The 14284-nt window shown below is 73.3% G+C and carries 14 protein-coding genes; 8 read left to right on the top strand and 6 right to left on the bottom strand.

The annotated features are described in order from the left end of the window. Nucleotides 1-26 precede the first annotated feature (26 nt). The 4 genes from efeO to AB0927_RS17675 are packed head-to-tail and all read left to right on the top strand — an operon-like array spanning nt 27 to nt 4244. The gene (gene efeO / locus AB0927_RS17690; protein ID WP_366668509.1) at nt 27-1163 is read left to right on the top strand and encodes an iron uptake system protein EfeO; all 1137 of its coding nucleotides are present in this window, start codon (nt 27-29) and stop codon (nt 1161-1163) included. 11 nt (nt 1164-1174) lie between these two features. After that, a complete protein-coding gene (gene efeB, locus AB0927_RS17685) occupies nt 1175-2416 on the top strand; it encodes an iron uptake transporter deferrochelatase/peroxidase subunit (protein ID WP_366668591.1) in 1242 nt (413 codons plus the stop codon). Nucleotides 2417-2419: 3 nt separating this feature from the next. After that, nucleotides 2420-3292: an iron uptake transporter permease EfeU gene (efeU, locus tag AB0927_RS17680; RefSeq protein ID WP_366668507.1), complete on the top strand. Its 873-nt coding sequence runs from the start codon at nt 2420-2422 to the stop codon at nt 3290-3292. Further along, nucleotides 3252-4244, top strand: coding sequence for a hypothetical protein (locus AB0927_RS17675; RefSeq protein WP_366668506.1), 993 nt, complete (start codon nt 3252-3254; stop codon nt 4242-4244). Before efeU ends, AB0927_RS17675 begins: the two co-directional genes overlap by 41 nt. A 9-nt stretch (nt 4245-4253) precedes the next feature. On the opposite strand, the gene AB0927_RS17670 is transcribed toward AB0927_RS17675, so the two are convergent. The 6 genes from AB0927_RS17670 to AB0927_RS17645 form a co-directional block, all read right to left on the bottom strand. Continuing rightward, nucleotides 4254-4991 carry a bifunctional DNA primase/polymerase gene (locus AB0927_RS17670; RefSeq protein WP_366668505.1) on the bottom strand — a complete coding sequence of 246 codons (738 nt, stop codon included), beginning with the start codon at nt 4989-4991 and terminating at the stop codon, nt 4254-4256. Nucleotides 4992-5146: 155 nt separating this feature from the next. Next, nucleotides 5147-6139, bottom strand: coding sequence for a small ribosomal subunit Rsm22 family protein (locus AB0927_RS17665; RefSeq protein WP_366668504.1), 993 nt, complete (start codon nt 6137-6139; stop codon nt 5147-5149). Nucleotides 6140-6194: 55 nt separating this feature from the next. Beyond that, nucleotides 6195-7250, bottom strand: a complete 1056-nt coding sequence (locus AB0927_RS17660; protein WP_366668503.1) for a serine hydrolase domain-containing protein — start codon at nt 7248-7250, stop codon at nt 6195-6197. Nucleotides 7251-7315: 65 nt separating this feature from the next. Then, entirely contained in the window at nt 7316-8626 is a 1311-nt protein-coding gene (locus AB0927_RS17655; protein WP_366668502.1) for a multidrug effflux MFS transporter, read from the bottom strand. Between the two features lie 175 nt (nt 8627-8801). Continuing rightward, a complete protein-coding gene (locus tag AB0927_RS17650; RefSeq protein ID WP_366668501.1) occupies nt 8802-10151 on the bottom strand; it encodes a serine hydrolase in 1350 nt (449 codons plus the stop codon). Nucleotides 10152-10270: 119 nt separating this feature from the next. Continuing rightward, nucleotides 10271-10597 carry a nuclear transport factor 2 family protein gene (locus AB0927_RS17645; protein WP_366668500.1) on the bottom strand — a complete coding sequence of 109 codons (327 nt, stop codon included), beginning with the start codon at nt 10595-10597 and terminating at the stop codon, nt 10271-10273. 128 nt (nt 10598-10725) lie between these two features. Between AB0927_RS17645 and AB0927_RS17640 the strand changes: the two genes are divergently transcribed. The 4 genes from AB0927_RS17640 (at nt 10726) to AB0927_RS17625 (ending at nt 14230) form a co-directional block, all read left to right on the top strand. Next, complete coding sequence (locus AB0927_RS17640; RefSeq protein WP_366668499.1) at nt 10726-11274, top strand: DoxX family protein; 549 nt, start codon at nt 10726-10728, stop codon at nt 11272-11274. A 119-nt stretch (nt 11275-11393) separates the two neighbouring features. Continuing rightward, on the top strand, nt 11394-11738 hold the full coding sequence (locus AB0927_RS17635) for a MazG-like family protein (protein ID WP_366668498.1): 345 nt from the start codon (nt 11394-11396) through the stop codon (nt 11736-11738). A 417-nt stretch (nt 11739-12155) separates the two neighbouring features. After that, a complete protein-coding gene (locus AB0927_RS17630; RefSeq protein WP_366668497.1) occupies nt 12156-13166 on the top strand; it encodes a hypothetical protein in 1011 nt (336 codons plus the stop codon). Between the two features lie 20 nt (nt 13167-13186). Further along, nucleotides 13187-14230: a hypothetical protein gene (locus AB0927_RS17625; RefSeq protein WP_366668496.1), complete on the top strand. Its 1044-nt coding sequence runs from the start codon at nt 13187-13189 to the stop codon at nt 14228-14230. The last annotated feature ends 54 nt before the right edge of the window (nt 14231-14284 follow it).

The following is a 14284-nucleotide window of genomic DNA, read 5'->3' as shown; positions in this document are numbered from 1 at the left end:
ACCAAACTGGATCGCAGGGAGCCCGCATGCGTGCCGTCCGTCCGACCGTCATCGCCGCCGCGACCGCGGCCGTACTGACCGCCCTTTCGGCCTGCACCGCCAAGAGCGAGGCCAAGGACGGCGACGCCGTCCAGGTCACCGCCGCCGACTCGACATGCGAGACCTCCGCCAAGTCCGTCCCGGCCGGCCAGGTCACCCTCCAGATAGCGAACAAGGGGTCGAAGGCCACCGAGGTGGAGATCCTGTTCCCGGACGACCGGATCGTCTCCGAGAAGGAGAACATCGGTCCGGGCACCCGGTACACGCTGACCGCCGAGGTGAAGGCGGGGGCGTACGAGATAGCCTGCCGCCCCGGCATGAAGGGCCACGGCGTCCGGCAGCCGCTCACCGTCACCGGTGGCTCGACGGCCGCGAAGCGCGACCCCCGGCTGGACAAGGCGGTCGCCGAGTACCGGCAGTACGCGCAGGAGCAGGCCGACGCCACCGTGCCGCTCACCCAGAAGTTCGCCGACGCGATCAAGGCCGGCGACCTCGACGCCGCGAAGAAGGCGTACGCCCCCTCGCGCCTCGGCTGGGAGCGCACCGAGCCGGTCGCCGAGTCCTTCGGTGACATCGACCCGAAGACCGACGCGCGCGCCGACGGCCTGGAGAAGGGCCAGAAGTGGACCGGCTGGCACCGCCTGGAGAAGGCGCTGTGGGCCGACAAGAAGATCGGCGCCGAGGAAAAGACCCTCGCCGGCCAGCTGGTGAGCGACCTCAAGGACTGGCAGCAGCGGGTCGGCAAGGCCGAGATCACCCCGACGTCCATGGCCAACGGCGCCAAGGAGCTGCTGGACGAGGTCGCCACCGGCAAGGTCACCGGCGAGGAGGACCGCTACGCGCACACCGACCTGGTCGACTTCCAGGGCAACGTCGAGGGCGCGCGCAAGGCGTACGAGCTGCTCAAGCCGGTCGCCGCGCAGCACGACCCGGCGCTCGCCAAGGAGCTGGACAAGCAGTTCACCGCCCTCGACGGCGTGCTGGACAAGTACCGCGCGGACAAGACGTCGTACGACTTCGTCTCCTACGACAAGGTCACCGGCGAGCAGCGCAAGGAGCTGTCGGACGCGGTGAACGCGCTCGCCGAGCCGCTGTCGAAGCTCGCCGCGGCGGTCGCGAAGTGAGCGCGGAGGAGATGACCGGGGCGCGGCGGGCGCGGCCCTCGCGCCGGGCGCTGATCGGCTGGGGCGGGGCCGGGATCGCGCTCGGCGCCGCGGCGGCCGGGGGCGCGGTGGCGCTGACGGACGAGGGGTCCCAGGAGGCGGACGCGGCCGGGGGCGCGGTGGAGTTCCACGGCGCCCACCAGGCGGGCATCGCGACTCCGGTGCAGGACCGGCTGCACTTCGCCGCGTTCGACGTGAAGACCGACGACCGCGAGGAGTTCGTCCAGCTGCTGAAGGACTGGACGGCCGCGGCCCGGCGGATGACCGCGGGCCGGACGGTCGGCGGGGGCGCCTACGGCGGGCTCGCCGAGGCCCCGCCGGACGACACCGGCGAGGCGCTGGGCCTCACCCCCTGCCGGCTGACCCTGACCGTCGGCTTCGGGCCGTCCCTGTTCGACAAGTTCGGGCTGGGCGCCGAGCGGCCCGCGGCCCTCGTCGACCTGCCCGCCTTCCCCGGCGACAACCTGGAGAAGTCCCGCACCGGCGGCGACCTGTGCGTGCAGGCCTGCGCGGACGACCCCCAGGTCGCGGTGCACGCGATCCGCAACCTCGCCCGCATCGGCTTCGGCAAGGTCGCCGTGCGCTGGTCCCAGCTCGGCTTCGGCAAGACCTCCTCCACCACCCCGGACGCGCAGACCCCGCGCAACCTGTTCGGCTTCAAGGACGGCACCCGCAACATCGCGGGCACCGAGAGGGGCCGGCTGGAGAAGTTCGTGTGGGTCGGCGACGGGGACGGGCCGGACTGGATGAGCGGGGGGTCGTACCTCGTCGCCCGGCGCATCCGCATGAACATCGAGACCTGGGACCGCACGTCGCTCCAGGAGCAGGAGGACGTGTTCGGGCGGGACAAGCGCGAAGGCGCGCCGGTCGGCAAGGCCGGCGAGCACGACGCGCCGTTCCTGAAGGCGATGAAGCCCACCGCGCACGTGCGGCTCGCGCACCCGGACGCCAACGGCGGGATCACCATCCTGCGCCGCGGCTACTCCTTCACCGACGGCACCGACGGTCTCGGCCGCCTCGACGCGGGCCTGTTCTTCCTGGCCTACCAGCGCGACGTGCGCCAGGGCTTCATCCCGCTCCAGCGCAAGCTGGCCGCGCACGACGCGCTGGGCGAGTACATCCAGCACGTGGGTTCCGCGGTCTTCGCGATCCCGCCGGGCGTCCGGGACGCCGACGACTGGTGGGGCCGTTCACTGTTCTCCAAGGAGGCGTAGCCCGTGTTCTCCAACTACCTGATCGGCCTGCGGGAAGGGCTGGAGGCGTCGCTCGTCGTCTGCATCCTGATCGCGTATCTGGTCAAGACCGGCCGCCGGGACGCCTTTCGGCCCATCTGGACCGGCATCGGCATCGCGATCGCGCTGGCGATGGGCTTCGGCTGCGCGCTCGAATTCGGCTCCCAGGAAATGACGTTCCAGGCGCAGGAGGCGCTCGGCGGCTCGCTGTCGATCGTCGCCGTGTGCCTGGTGACCTGGATGGTGTTCTGGATGCGGCGCACCGCCCGGCACCTGAAGTCGGAGCTGGGCGCCAAGCTCGACGCGGCGCTCGCGATGGGCACCGGCGCGCTCGTCGCCACGGCGTTCCTCGCGGTCGGCCGGGAGGGCCTGGAGACCGCGCTGTTCGTGTGGGCGTCGGTGCACGCGGCCAGTGACGGCACCCCGCGCCCGCTGATCGGCGTCGCCCTCGGCATCGCCACGGCGGTGCTGCTGGGCTGGCTGTTCTACCGGGGCGCGCTGCGGATCAACCTGGCGAAGTTCTTCACCTGGACCGGCGGCATGCTGGTCGTGGTCGCGGCGGGCGTGCTGGCGTACGGGTTCCACGACCTCCAGGAGGCCGGCTGGGTCCCCGGCATCAACCGCCTGGCCTTCGACATCAGCGGCACCATCGCGCCGGACAGCTGGTACGGCACCCTCCTCAAGGGCGTCTTCAACTTCCAGCCGGACCCGACGGTCGTCCAGGTCACGGTCTGGGCCCTGTACTTGGTCCCGGTGCTCACGGTGTTCCTCGCCCCGGTAGGGTTCGCCTCCGGGACGGGGAAGGTGAAGGAGCCCGATGACCAGGGAACGCAGCCCTCGACGGCTTCGTCGGCGTGACCGGAACGCACTGATGGCGGCCGCGCTGACCGCCTTGTCGCTCACGGCGAGCGGATGCATGGTGGTGCACGGGGAGCGCGAGGTGCTGCCCGGCGCCACCCCGGCGGAGGCCGCGAAAGCGCTCGCCGCGTTCACCGACGCGTACAACAAGGCCGACAAGGCGTACGACAGTTCGCTCGACGCGCCCTATGTCACCGGGCCGCTCGCCGACATCGACGCCGCCCGGCTGAAGGCGGGCCACGTCAACAGCCCGTCCGGCAACGCGAGTCACGTGCCGCTGAAGCTGTCGGACGTCAAGATCACGATCCCGAAGAAGGCGGGCTGGCCCCGCTGGTTCCTCGCGGACGCGCGGGGCAACAAGGGCGGCGACTACCGCTGGCTGCTGGTGTTCACCCGGGCGGACCTGGGCGAGCGGTGGCGGGTGGCGTATCTGACGCTGGCGGCTCCGGGCGCCGTACCGGAGTTCAAGAAGGACAAGGACGGGTGGGGCGAGGCGGTACCGGCGACCTCGTCCCAACTGGCCATGAATCCCAGTGACTTGAGCCGTTCCTACGTCGACTACCTGAAGCGGGGCGGCAAGGCGTTCGCCGACGGGCCGAGTACGAGCGAGCTGCGCGCCTACCGCCAGGCCCAGGCCCGCAAGCCGGGCCTCGTGCGCCAGTACATCGACCAGCCCCTGACCCGGGGCGACTACGCCCCGCTCGCCCTGCGCACGGCGGACGGGGGCGCGCTGGTCTTCTTCACCACGCACCACTACGAGAAGGAGACCGCCGCCGCGAACACCTCCGTGCCCACCCCGAGCAAGGCCATCCAGGCCCTCACGACGGGTGAGATCCACCAGTCCCTCACGCTGGAGTCCACGGCCGGCCAGACCGCGCTGGACCCGGCGGGCGGGGGGAAGGTGTCGATCGTGGCGAAGGTGACCGGGGTGACGGGGGCGAAGGGCGAATAGCCCTCCGGGTCAGTGGCGCAGGGGCCAGGGCTGGTCCTGCTGAGGGGCGGCTTCGGAGGCGTACCGGGCGCAGGCGTCGGTGAGGGCTTCCAGGAGCGTCAGGGGCTCGGGCAGCGGGTGCTCCGGGCCGCGCACCCAGCGGACCCGCTGGTCGTCGCCGGGGAGGCGGGCCGGGGGCACGAGGACGTAGGAGCCCCGGCAGTGCCAGCGCAGGCCGGGGTGCTCGGCCATCGTCTCGGGGTGGCAGTCCAGCTCGCAGGGCCACCACTCGTCCTCGTCCTCGGGGGTGCCCCGGGTGAGGGTGAAGAACAGCATCCGGCCGTCGTCGCTCTCGGCGACGGGGCCCACCTCCACGCCCTCCGCGAGCAGCCGCTCCAGCGCCTCCCGCCCGGCCTCCAGGGGCACGTCCAGGACGTCGTGGACCATGCCGGTCGCGGTGATGAAGTTGGCCTCGGGCTGGTGCCGGGCCCACCGCTCGATCTGGGGGCGGTCGATCGTGGACTGGGTCTGCCAGGCGAAGGACACGGGGTGCCGGGCCGGGGTGGGACAGCCCACCCGGTCGCAGGAACACCGGTAGCCGGGCGCGGGGTGCGCGGCGGGCGCGAGCGGCAGTCCCGCCTCGGCGGCGGCGAGCAGCAGGGCCTCACGGCCGCCGTCGTCGGCGGCGCCCTCCTTCGGCCGGCGTCCACGCAGCCACTGGGAGAGTCTGCCCTGCCGGCCGCCCCGGCCGCCGAACGTCCCGCTCATCTATCCCCTCGCCTCTGGTGTGCGGACAGCATGCCCCATGGTCCCACCTTCGTGCGCTTCGGGGGACGGCGGGTGGATACGGGAGGAAATCAGAGGGATCAGTCAGGGGGCTCAGGGGGCTCAGATCTCAGAGGGCTCAAGGGTGGAGACGTCCGTCATATCGTCTCGTCCGGGGGCCAGGCGGCGCCCCAGTCCGTGTCCCGCGCCGCCTTGTACAGGTCGCCGTGGCGCTTGGTGACCGTCGTACGGCTCAGTCGCTCGTCGCGTTCGCACAGGTCCAGGAGGACCTGGCCCTTGCGGATCTGGGGGCGGCGCACGACGCGGGCGGGGGCCGGCTCGGCGGGCAGCCGGGTGGCGGCGACGTAGGAGAACTTCTCGTCCTCGTAGGGCAGGGAGCCGCCCTTGACGCGGCGGTGCAGGGAGGAGCGGCCGACGCGGGCGGCGAAGTGGCACCAGTCGGTGCCGGGCGCGATCGGGCAGGCGGCACTGTGCGGGCAGGGCGCGGCGACGCGGAACCCGGCGCCGACCAGCCGGTCGCGGGCCTCGATCACCCGGGCGTACCCGGCGGGGGTGCCGGCCTCCACGATCACCACGGTCCGGGCGGCGGCCGCGGCGGCGTCGACGAGCGCGGTGCGGTCGGGTCCGGCCAGCTCGTTGAGGACGTACGACACCGTGAGGAGGTCCGTGGGCTCCAGGGTGAGCCCGGAACCGATCCGGGCGCGCCGCCACTCGGCGCCGGCCAGGGCGGGGTTGGCGGCGGCCAGCTCCCGGCCGAGGGCGAGCGCGGGCTCGGCCCAGTCGAGGACGGTCACCGGGCGGGTGCCTGCCCAGGTGTCGGTGACCGCCCAGGTCGCGGCGCCGGTGCCGCCGCCGACGTCCACGTGGCTGCCGGGGGCCCAGCCGGGGACGGTATCGGCGAAGGCCGCGAGGGCCGAGCGCACGGCCTCGAAGGTGGCCGGCATGCGGTAGGCGGCGTAGGCGGCGACGTCGGCGCGGTCGCGCAGGATCGGGGCGTGCGTCGGGGTGTCGCCGCGGTAGGCGGCGATGAGCCGTTCGACGGCGCCGGCGGCCTGGGTGGGCGGGAGCCCGTCGAGCAGCTCGGCAAGGCTCCGGCGGAGGGCGTCGGCCGGTGGTACGGGGGCGGTCACCTGGAGATTCTATGGCGCCCGGTGGCGGTGCCGGTCCCCGGCGAGGGACCGCCCCTCAGACCACCGCCCGGGCCAGCCACGTCCCGATCGCCGCCCTCGGCGCGCTGTCCGCCGGCCGCCGGCGCGGGTGCACCGTGTTGGCGAGCAGCACCACGAACGTGTCCGTGGCCCGGTCGAGGACCAGGGACGTGCCCGTGAAGCCCGTGTGGCCGGCGGCGCCGCGGCCGGAGAGGGCGCCCATGAACCAGGGCTGGTCCAGGGCGAAGCCGAGGCCGGGCGGGCCAAGAAGGAGGTCGGTGAAGTCGGGGGCGAGGATGCGGGCAGGGCCGTAGGAGCCGCCCGCGAGCAGGGTGCGGCAGAAGACGGCGAGGTCGCGGGCGGTGGAGAAGAGACCGGCGTGGCCGGCGACGCCGCCGAGGGCCCAGGCGTTCTCGTCGTGGACGACGCCCCGCAGCATCCCCCGGTCTGCCTTGGCCCACGGCCGCCACTGGTCCTCGGTGGCCGCGGCCCCCGGGCAGGGCCCGAACCCGGTGGCGGTCATGCCGAGCGGCCGGGTGATGCCGTTGCGCACGAGGACGTCGAGGGTGCGGCCGGTGACGCGCTCCAGGACGAACTGGACGAGCAGCATGTTCAGGTCCGAGTAGCGGTAGGTGCCCGGGGGGCTCGTCGGCGCCTCGGCGCGCAGCATGGTCAGGCGGGCGGCGCGGTCCGGGCAGTCGTACAAGGGGAGTTCGGGGCGGAGCCCGGAGGTGTGGGTGAGCAACTGCCGTACGGTGACGCGGTGTCGGGTCAGGACCCGGAACTCCGGTAGGTAGTGGCCCACTTGGGCGTCCATGTCCAGGGTGCCGCGCTCGATCTGCTGGACCGCCGCGACCGAGGTGAACAGCTTGGTCAGGGAGGCCAGGTCGAAGGGGGTGTCGACGGTGACCGGCACCCGGTCCTCGGGCGGCAGTTCGACGCCGCTGTCGGTGCGGGGGTCGTAGGCGGAGTAGCGGACGGCCCAGCCCGCCGCCTCGGCCACGGCGATCACGGGTCCGCGGCCGGCCGTCACCACCGCGCCGGCCGCCCAGGGGCGCGGTCCGGTGGTGAGGGCGTGCACCTCGCCGACCATGTGCCCGAGCGCCTCGGGGGCCAGCCCGGCCCGTTCCGGTGTGTCGGCGCGCAGTCTCGGTGCGCTCAGAGCTCGTCTCCTTCCGACCCCGCACGGGTGTTCCCCCGCGTGTTCCAGGGACGGCACATTCCCACGAAGCAGGCTCCGGCGACCAGTGCGGCCACCAGTTGGACGACGGCCATCGGGACGGCCGTGTGTTCGCCCGCGATCCCGACGAGCGGCGAGGCGACCGCGCCGACGAGGAAGGAGGACGTGCCGAGCAGCGCCGACGCGGAGCCGGCGGCGTGCTTGGTGCGCAGCAGGGCGAGGGTCTGGGCGTTGGGCAGGGTCAGGCCCATCGCGGACATCAGCACGAACAGCGCGGCGGCGACGGGCGCGAGCCCCACCTCGCCGAAGACGCCGGCGGACATCAGCAGCAGCGCGGTCGCGGCGAGCGTGATCACCGCGAGCCCGGTGGCCAGCACCTTGTCCAGGCCGACTCGGCCGACCAGCACCTTGCCGTTGACCTGCCCGACGATCACCAGGCCGACGGAGTTCAGGCCGAACAGCAGGCTGAAGGTCTGCGGGGAGGCGCCGTAGATCTCCTGGATGACGAAGGGGGAGGCGGACACGTAGGCGAACAGCGCGGAGAAGGCGAAGCCGCCGGCCAGCATGTAGCCGGTGAAGGGCAGGTCGGCGAGGAGCGCGCGCATCGAGCGCAGCGCGTGGCCCACTCCCCCGCTGTGCCGGTCCCTGGGCGGCAGCGTCTCGGGCAGCCGCAGCCAGACCAGCGCGCCGAGCAGCGCCCCGACCACGGTGAGCACCATGAACACGCCGCGCCAGTCGGTCACCCGCAGGATCTGCCCGCCGATCAGCGGCGCCACGACCGGCGCGACCCCGGAGATCAGCATCAGGGTGGAGAAGAAGCGGGCCATGGCGACGCCGTCGTACAGGTCGCGTACGACGGCCCGGGATATGACGATGCCGGCCGCGCCCGCGAGGCCCTGGACCAGCCGGAAGGCGACCAGCGTCCCGACGTCGGGGGCGACGGCGCACAGGGCGGTCGCGACGAGGTTCACGGCGAGGCCGATCAGCAGCGGCCGGCGCCGGCCCCAGCGGTCGCTCATCGGGCCGACGACCAACTGGCCCAGGGCCATGCCCAGCAGACACGCGGTGAGGGTGAGCTGGACGGTGGCCGCGGGCGCGTGCAGGGACCGGGTGACCTCCGGCAGGGACGGGAGGTACATGTCCATGGCGAGCGGAGGTGTCGCGGTGAGGCCGCCGAGGACGAGGGTGACGAGGAGGCCGGTGCGGCGGGAGGCGGACGGCGGCGCGGGCGGCACGGCGGTGTTCTCCGTGTGCTGGACGCGCTCGGTGCGCTCCGCGTGCTCGGACATGAGTCCCCTCCCTGGGCGAGGCGTCCCGGCCGAGGGGCCCCGGCCAGGACGCCTCGGTTGAAACTTCCACCAAAACGTGGCTCCCATGTTCCCAGCTCAGACAAACTGCCGGGGAACATGTGAGCGACGAAACGGCCGCCGCCGGCGCGGTGGGACGACCGGCGCCCGATCGGCGTCAGCGCCGGTGGCGCCCGCCGTCCGGCTGCTCGGTGGGGGCCGGGGGGTCGGCGGGGGCCAGGGGCTCGATGGAAGCCGGGGGTTCGGTGCGGGCCGGGGAATCCGTGCGGGCCGGGGGATCCTGGGGGTCCGGCTCCGCCGCGCGGGGCGCGGGGGGCGCGGGGGGCTTGGGGGCGGCGGTCGTGCCCCGGGCCGCGAGCGCCTGGCGGCGGCGCCGCAGCAGGAAGCCCCCCGCCGCCGCGAGCAGGGCCGCCGTGCCGGCCGCGCCCTCCACGAGGCGTACCCCGGAGGGACCCTTGGCCGGTGCGCCCGCCGCCCCGGCCGCCACCTGCCCGGTCCCGTGCGCGGGCGCCGGGGACGCGGTCGCGGTGGCGCCGCCCTCGCTGAGCGGCTTGACCAGCGCGCCCACCGGCTGGGCGGTACGGCCCTGCGTGAAGCCCCAGTCGAGGAGGGCGGCGGTCTGCTCGTACACGGCGTTGCTGCCGGTGACCGGGTGCATGACCGTGACCAGCAGGGTGCGGCCGTCACGCGTGGCGGCGCCGGTGAAGGTGTTGCCGGCGTGGCTGGTGTAACCGTTCTTCACGCCGATCAGGCCGTCGTACGTCTTCAGGCCCCACGCGCCGGTCAGCAGGCGGTCGGTGTTCTGGATCTGGAAGGTCTTCTTGCCGCCCGCCGGGAAGTCGGCGACGCGGGTGCCGCAGTAGCCCCGGAAGTCGGGGTCCTTCAGCCCGTGCCGGGCGAAGAGCGTGAGGTCGTACGCCGACGACAGCTGGCCGGGGTGGTCGAAGCCGTCGGGGCTGACCACCCGGGTGTCGAGGGCCTGGAGGTCCAGCGCCCTGGCCTGCATCTCGGCGACGGTCTTGGCGATGCCGCCGTTCATGTGCGCGAGGACGTGCACGGCGTCGTTGCCGGAGCGCAGGAACACGCCCTGCCAAAGCTGCTCGACGGTGTAGGTGATGCCCGCCTTGATCCCGACGAGGCTGGAGCCGGCCGGGACGTCCGCGATGTCGGAGTCCTTGACCGTGTACGTCTGCGTGCGGTCGAACTTCCTCAGCACGGTGTCCGCGAACAGCATCTTCAGCGTGGAGGCGGGCGCGAGGCGCTGGTGGGCGTTGAAGGCGGCGAGCACCTCACCGGTCGTGCCGTCGGCGACGAGCCAGGCGCGGGCGGTGAGCAGCTTCACGGGCACCCCGGTGGCGCCGTCCACCTGGAGCCCGCCGCGGGCGAGCCGTTCGCCGCCGATGGCGGTGGCGGGCGCGGCGAGGGCCGGAGTGGCCGCGGACAGGGGAAGGGCGGCGGCCGTCAGCCCGAGGACGGCACGCCGGCTGAGCCGGGAAGAATCGCGCACCCCGGGACGGTACACCGCGCCGAGCAGCGGATTCGGCAGTGGAGGGCGGTGACGGACAGGGAATTTGCCACGTTATGAAAATCTGACTGAATAACGTGAGGTGGCCGACGTGAGCGGCCTCACGCCTGACCGGTTTCGAAGCGCGCGATGCGTCCCTCCTCGTCGACGGTGAAACTCCACCTGGTGTTCATCTCGCCCCAGGTGTCGTTGCGGTAGCGGGCGACGAGGGCGCGGCCGCCGCGGGACTCGTTGTCGACGTCCATATGGCCGTGGGACGAGAAGATCTCCCGGTCGATCCAGTCGGCGAGATCGCGGTCGGAGCCGTCGTCGGCCATGGTCGCACCGGGCGCGAGCAGGGCCAGGAAGCCCTCGCGATCATGGGCGTTGACGGCGTTGACGAACGCCCGGACGGCCGGATCGCGGAGTTTGGCTGGCTGAATCGTCATGGCGCCAGGCTCACACCGGGCCCCGTGCTCCGCCACCGGAGGGCACGCGGGGGCGCGTCCGATGGTGTGACCGATGTGGCGGTGGTACCAACGAGAAGGGGTTCTGTCGCATCGGCTTGGGAGTCATCGTGACCTGTTACGACCGGCGTGATCTGGGCCTGCTGCTGCTCCGGCTGGGGACGGGCGGGGTGCTGGCGGCGCACGGCGCGCAGAAGCTGTTCGGCTGGTTCGGCGGGCACGGCCTGGCGGGCACCGGCCAGTTCATGGAGTCCGTCGGCTACTCCCCCGGCAAGGCGAGCGCCACGGCCGCGGGCCTCGCGGAGACCGGCGGCGGGGCGCTCCTCGCGCTGGGCCTCGCCACCCCGGCGGCGGGCGCGGCTGCCGCGGGCGCGATGACCGGGGCGGCGGCGGTGCACGCGCCCAACGGCTTCTTCGCCCAGGAGGGCGGCTACGAGCACGCGGCGATCCTGGGCCTCGCCGCCGTCGGCCTCGCGGTCACCGGTCCGGGCCGGCTCTCCCTCGACCACGCGCTCGGCCATGTCCTCGACCGCGGCTGGATGGTCCCGGCGGCCCTCGCGGCCACGGCCGCGGGTACGGCCGTGGTGGTGGGCGCGCGGGCCAGGCGGGTGCGGGCGAAGACGGTGGGGGAACAGGAGGCGCTGTTCGAGGAGGAGTGAGGGCCGCCGACGGCCCGAGGGCGCGGAAGGGTGGGCCCTGAGGGGATCCGAGCGGGACCGGCCCCGAGCGCCTCGGGTTCACGGCGTGCCGCGCGGCCTCGCGTGGCAGGCTGCCCCGCATGACCGACCAGCGCCCCGCCCCCCTCCCCCTCTGGCCCACCGTGGACGAGCTCTTCTCCCGTCTGGAGGCCACCCAGCCGGCCCATCCCGGCCGGGAGGGCCTGCTCCTGCGCATCCTCAAGCTGTCGGAGGAGGCCGGCGAGGTCGCGGAGGCGGTGATCGGCGCCACCGGGCAGAACCCCCGCAAGGGCGTCACCCACACCTGGGACGACGTCCAGGCGGAACTGTGCGACGTGGCCATCACGGCCCTGGTCGCCCTGCGCACCCTGACCCCAAAGGCCCAGGAGGTCTTCGAACGGCACCTGAAGGGGGTGCGGGACCGCCCGCTGAAGCCGTCGTCGTGAGCCTCCCGGCCCCGCCGGTTTTCCGTCAACACGCCCCGGACCAGGGAGGGTTGACGAGTGGTCCAAATCACGTATGATCTTGTTGACCCTGAGCTGACACCGTTGTCAGGATGTACGACACCGAGCACTCGAACAGATGAACGGCCGCCTGGGCGGTAGCCGGACAAGCCACCGGCCGCGCCGGAGCCCGTCCGTTCGCCCTCGCCATGCGCCCCGGTCCTCCAGTGACCCAGGCCCACGGCGCGAGCCGGGAAACCCCCGGACGCCGACGACATGGCCGTCTCGCACGCTCACCTCTGCTTCCGTGCCGCCGCCACCGATGCCGGCGGATCGAACCCGTGGGAAGTACCGCGGCCTTCGACCTGTATCCGCGCTGTAGGCGTCACCGAAGGGAACTCCGCGTTGTTATCCGAGCGGATGATCCGGTTACCGGACGTGGACCGGATCCGTACCCAGGATCCGAACAACCACCTGAACTGCCGCAAAGGACAGCTGCTGGCGTACGCCGCCGGCCGTACGCCCTGGTCCGACCTGCTGATGTACGGGGCACTCGGCTCCACCTCGGCCGTCTACCGGCACTGCTACCTGCGCGGCGAGGACCGCTGGGCGTTCGACACCCCCTACGTGAACGACGCGGACCTGCGCCTGCTCGGCTTCGAGGTGCTCTCGGCCGGGACCGTGGACCTGCCCCGCGTCGAAGCCGGTCTGGCCGACTTCCTCGCCGCGGGACAGCCGGTGTTCTTCTACGCGCCGCGGCACCACTTCCCCTACTGGGTGGAGTTCATGCGCCGGTCCGGCACCGTGCCCGAGGAGTTCGGACTCCTCCACTCCTACTTCGTCTGCGGCGCGAGCGCCCGCGACGTCCTGCTGGTCGACAACACCACCGACGACCACGAGTACGTCCCGCTGACCGTCGGCTGGGACGTGCTGCGGCGCGGCTACGCCCGGGAACCCGAGCGCTGGTTCGTCGACTGCACCACCGTCCGGCAGGTCGCCGAGCCCGACCGGGACGGGTTCGAGGCCGCGTACCGCGCGTTCCTGGCGGGCTTCCACGACGGCTTCGAGCTCTACGACATCATCGGCGACAACCTCGTCGGTGAGCGCGCCTCGGCCGGCACCGTCTACCGCGCGCCCGGCGTCAACAGCCTTGCGCTGCTGGCCGGTTCGCGGTCCCTGTTCGGCCGGTTCCTGGCGCACACCGCGCACGGCGAGCAGGTGCGCGCCGCGTACGCCCGGATCGCGCAACTGGCCACCGTGCTGACGGACCGGGTCGGTTCCTTCCACGCCGGGTCCCTCGCGCTGCCGGTGGACCGGATCCGCCAGGGCCTGGCCCAGCTGCGGCTGCGCGAGCAGCAGGCGGCACGGCTCCTCCTCGACGAGGCGGCGAGCCTGCCGCACCTCCTGCCGGTGGCGGTCGGCAGCCGGTGACCACACAACACGGGGCGAACGTGCGACAGTTGTTCCTGTTCAGCGGCATAGCCGGCATGTACGGACCGCCGCTTCCCGCACTCCGCGCGCTGTACGCGCGGCCGGAGAACGCGCGGTACTTCACCACCGCCGCCGAGGCGCTGGCGGAGGTGCTCGACCATGTCGGGGCGGACGCCTACCGCGGGGAGCTGCCCGGCGGCATCCCGCTGACCGACTGGCTGCGCGGCGACACGCCGTACCCCGGCGCCCTGGAACACTCCGTCGTGGACGGCCTGTTGGCGCACATTTACCAACTCTGCCTGCTGCAACCGGCGTTGGGCGGCGGAGCCCGCGACCGGCTCTCGCCGGTCGCCGCCGTCGGCCACAGCCTGGGGCTGATCGGCGCGGTGGCCGCGGGGATGCGGCTGACCGGCCGCCGGGAGTACCTGGCGCTGTGCCGCGACCTGATCACGATGACCGCGCTGACGCTGATCCGCTGCCACCAGCAGGCATCACCGCGCACGGACGCGGCCACCCCGATGGCCTCCGTGCTCGGCATGCCGGCCGAGGAACTGGACGAGCTGGTGCGGGGCACCCCGGTGCACCTGGCCCTGGTCAACTCCGACCGCTCGCACGTGCTGGCCGGAATTCCGGCGGACCTCGCCGACTTCCGGGCCCGGCACGCCCGGCGGCTGGCCGGGGCGGGGGTGCAGTGGGCCTATCTGCGCAGCACCGCGCCCTTCCACACACCGCTGCTGGAACCGGCGGTGCGGGCGGCGCTGGAGGACCGGCACCTCATGGCGGCGCCACCGCTGACCGGCGACCGGCTGGCCATCCCGGTGTACGTCTCCGACACGCCGGTCAATCTCCAGCACCGCGGCGACCTGCTGGCCGACCTTCTCGGCCACGCGGTGAGCCGCCCGCTGAACTGGCCCGGCACGCTCGGCGCCGCGCTCGCGAACAGCCGCCCCGACCAGGTCGTCGACTTCGGGCCCGGCCCGTCGGCCCTGCTGTTCACCCGGGAAAGCCTGCGGGACCACCACGACGCGTTGCGCTACCGCCGCGTCCCCGCACCCACCGCCTGACCGACGCCGTTCAGGACCAACGCCGTTCAGGCACCGATCGTTTGAGGAGCGTTC

Origin of the sequence: Streptomyces sp. NPDC048106 (genome assembly GCF_040706415.1) — a bacterium.
Lineage (GTDB): Bacteria > Actinomycetota > Actinomycetes > Streptomycetales > Streptomycetaceae > Streptomyces.
This window is presented reverse-complemented; position numbering and strand designations above follow the sequence as displayed.

Excerpts from the sequence above, each read along its gene's own strand:
- efeO (WP_366668509.1), top strand. The coding sequence starts at position 27 with ATGCGTGCCGTCCGTCCGACCGTCATCGCCGCCGCGACCGCGGCCGTA.
- efeB (WP_366668591.1), top strand. The coding sequence starts at position 1,175 with ATGACCGGGGCGCGGCGGGCGCGGCCCTCGCGCCGGGCGCTGATCGGC.
- AB0927_RS17675 (WP_366668506.1), top strand. The coding sequence starts at position 3,252 with ATGACCAGGGAACGCAGCCCTCGACGGCTTCGTCGGCGTGACCGGAAC.
- AB0927_RS17670 (WP_366668505.1), bottom strand. The coding sequence starts at position 4,991 with ATGAGCGGGACGTTCGGCGGCCGGGGCGGCCGGCAGGGCAGACTCTCC.
- AB0927_RS17660 (WP_366668503.1), bottom strand. The coding sequence starts at position 7,250 with ATGGTCGGCGAGGTGCACGCCCTCACCACCGGACCGCGCCCCTGGGCG.
- AB0927_RS17655 (WP_366668502.1), bottom strand. The coding sequence starts at position 8,626 with ATGTCCGAGCACGCGGAGCGCACCGAGCGCGTCCAGCACACGGAGAAC.
- AB0927_RS17645 (WP_366668500.1), bottom strand. The coding sequence starts at position 10,597 with ATGACGATTCAGCCAGCCAAACTCCGCGATCCGGCCGTCCGGGCGTTC.
- AB0927_RS17635 (WP_366668498.1), top strand. The coding sequence starts at position 11,394 with ATGACCGACCAGCGCCCCGCCCCCCTCCCCCTCTGGCCCACCGTGGAC.
- AB0927_RS17630 (WP_366668497.1), top strand. The coding sequence starts at position 12,156 with ATGATCCGGTTACCGGACGTGGACCGGATCCGTACCCAGGATCCGAAC.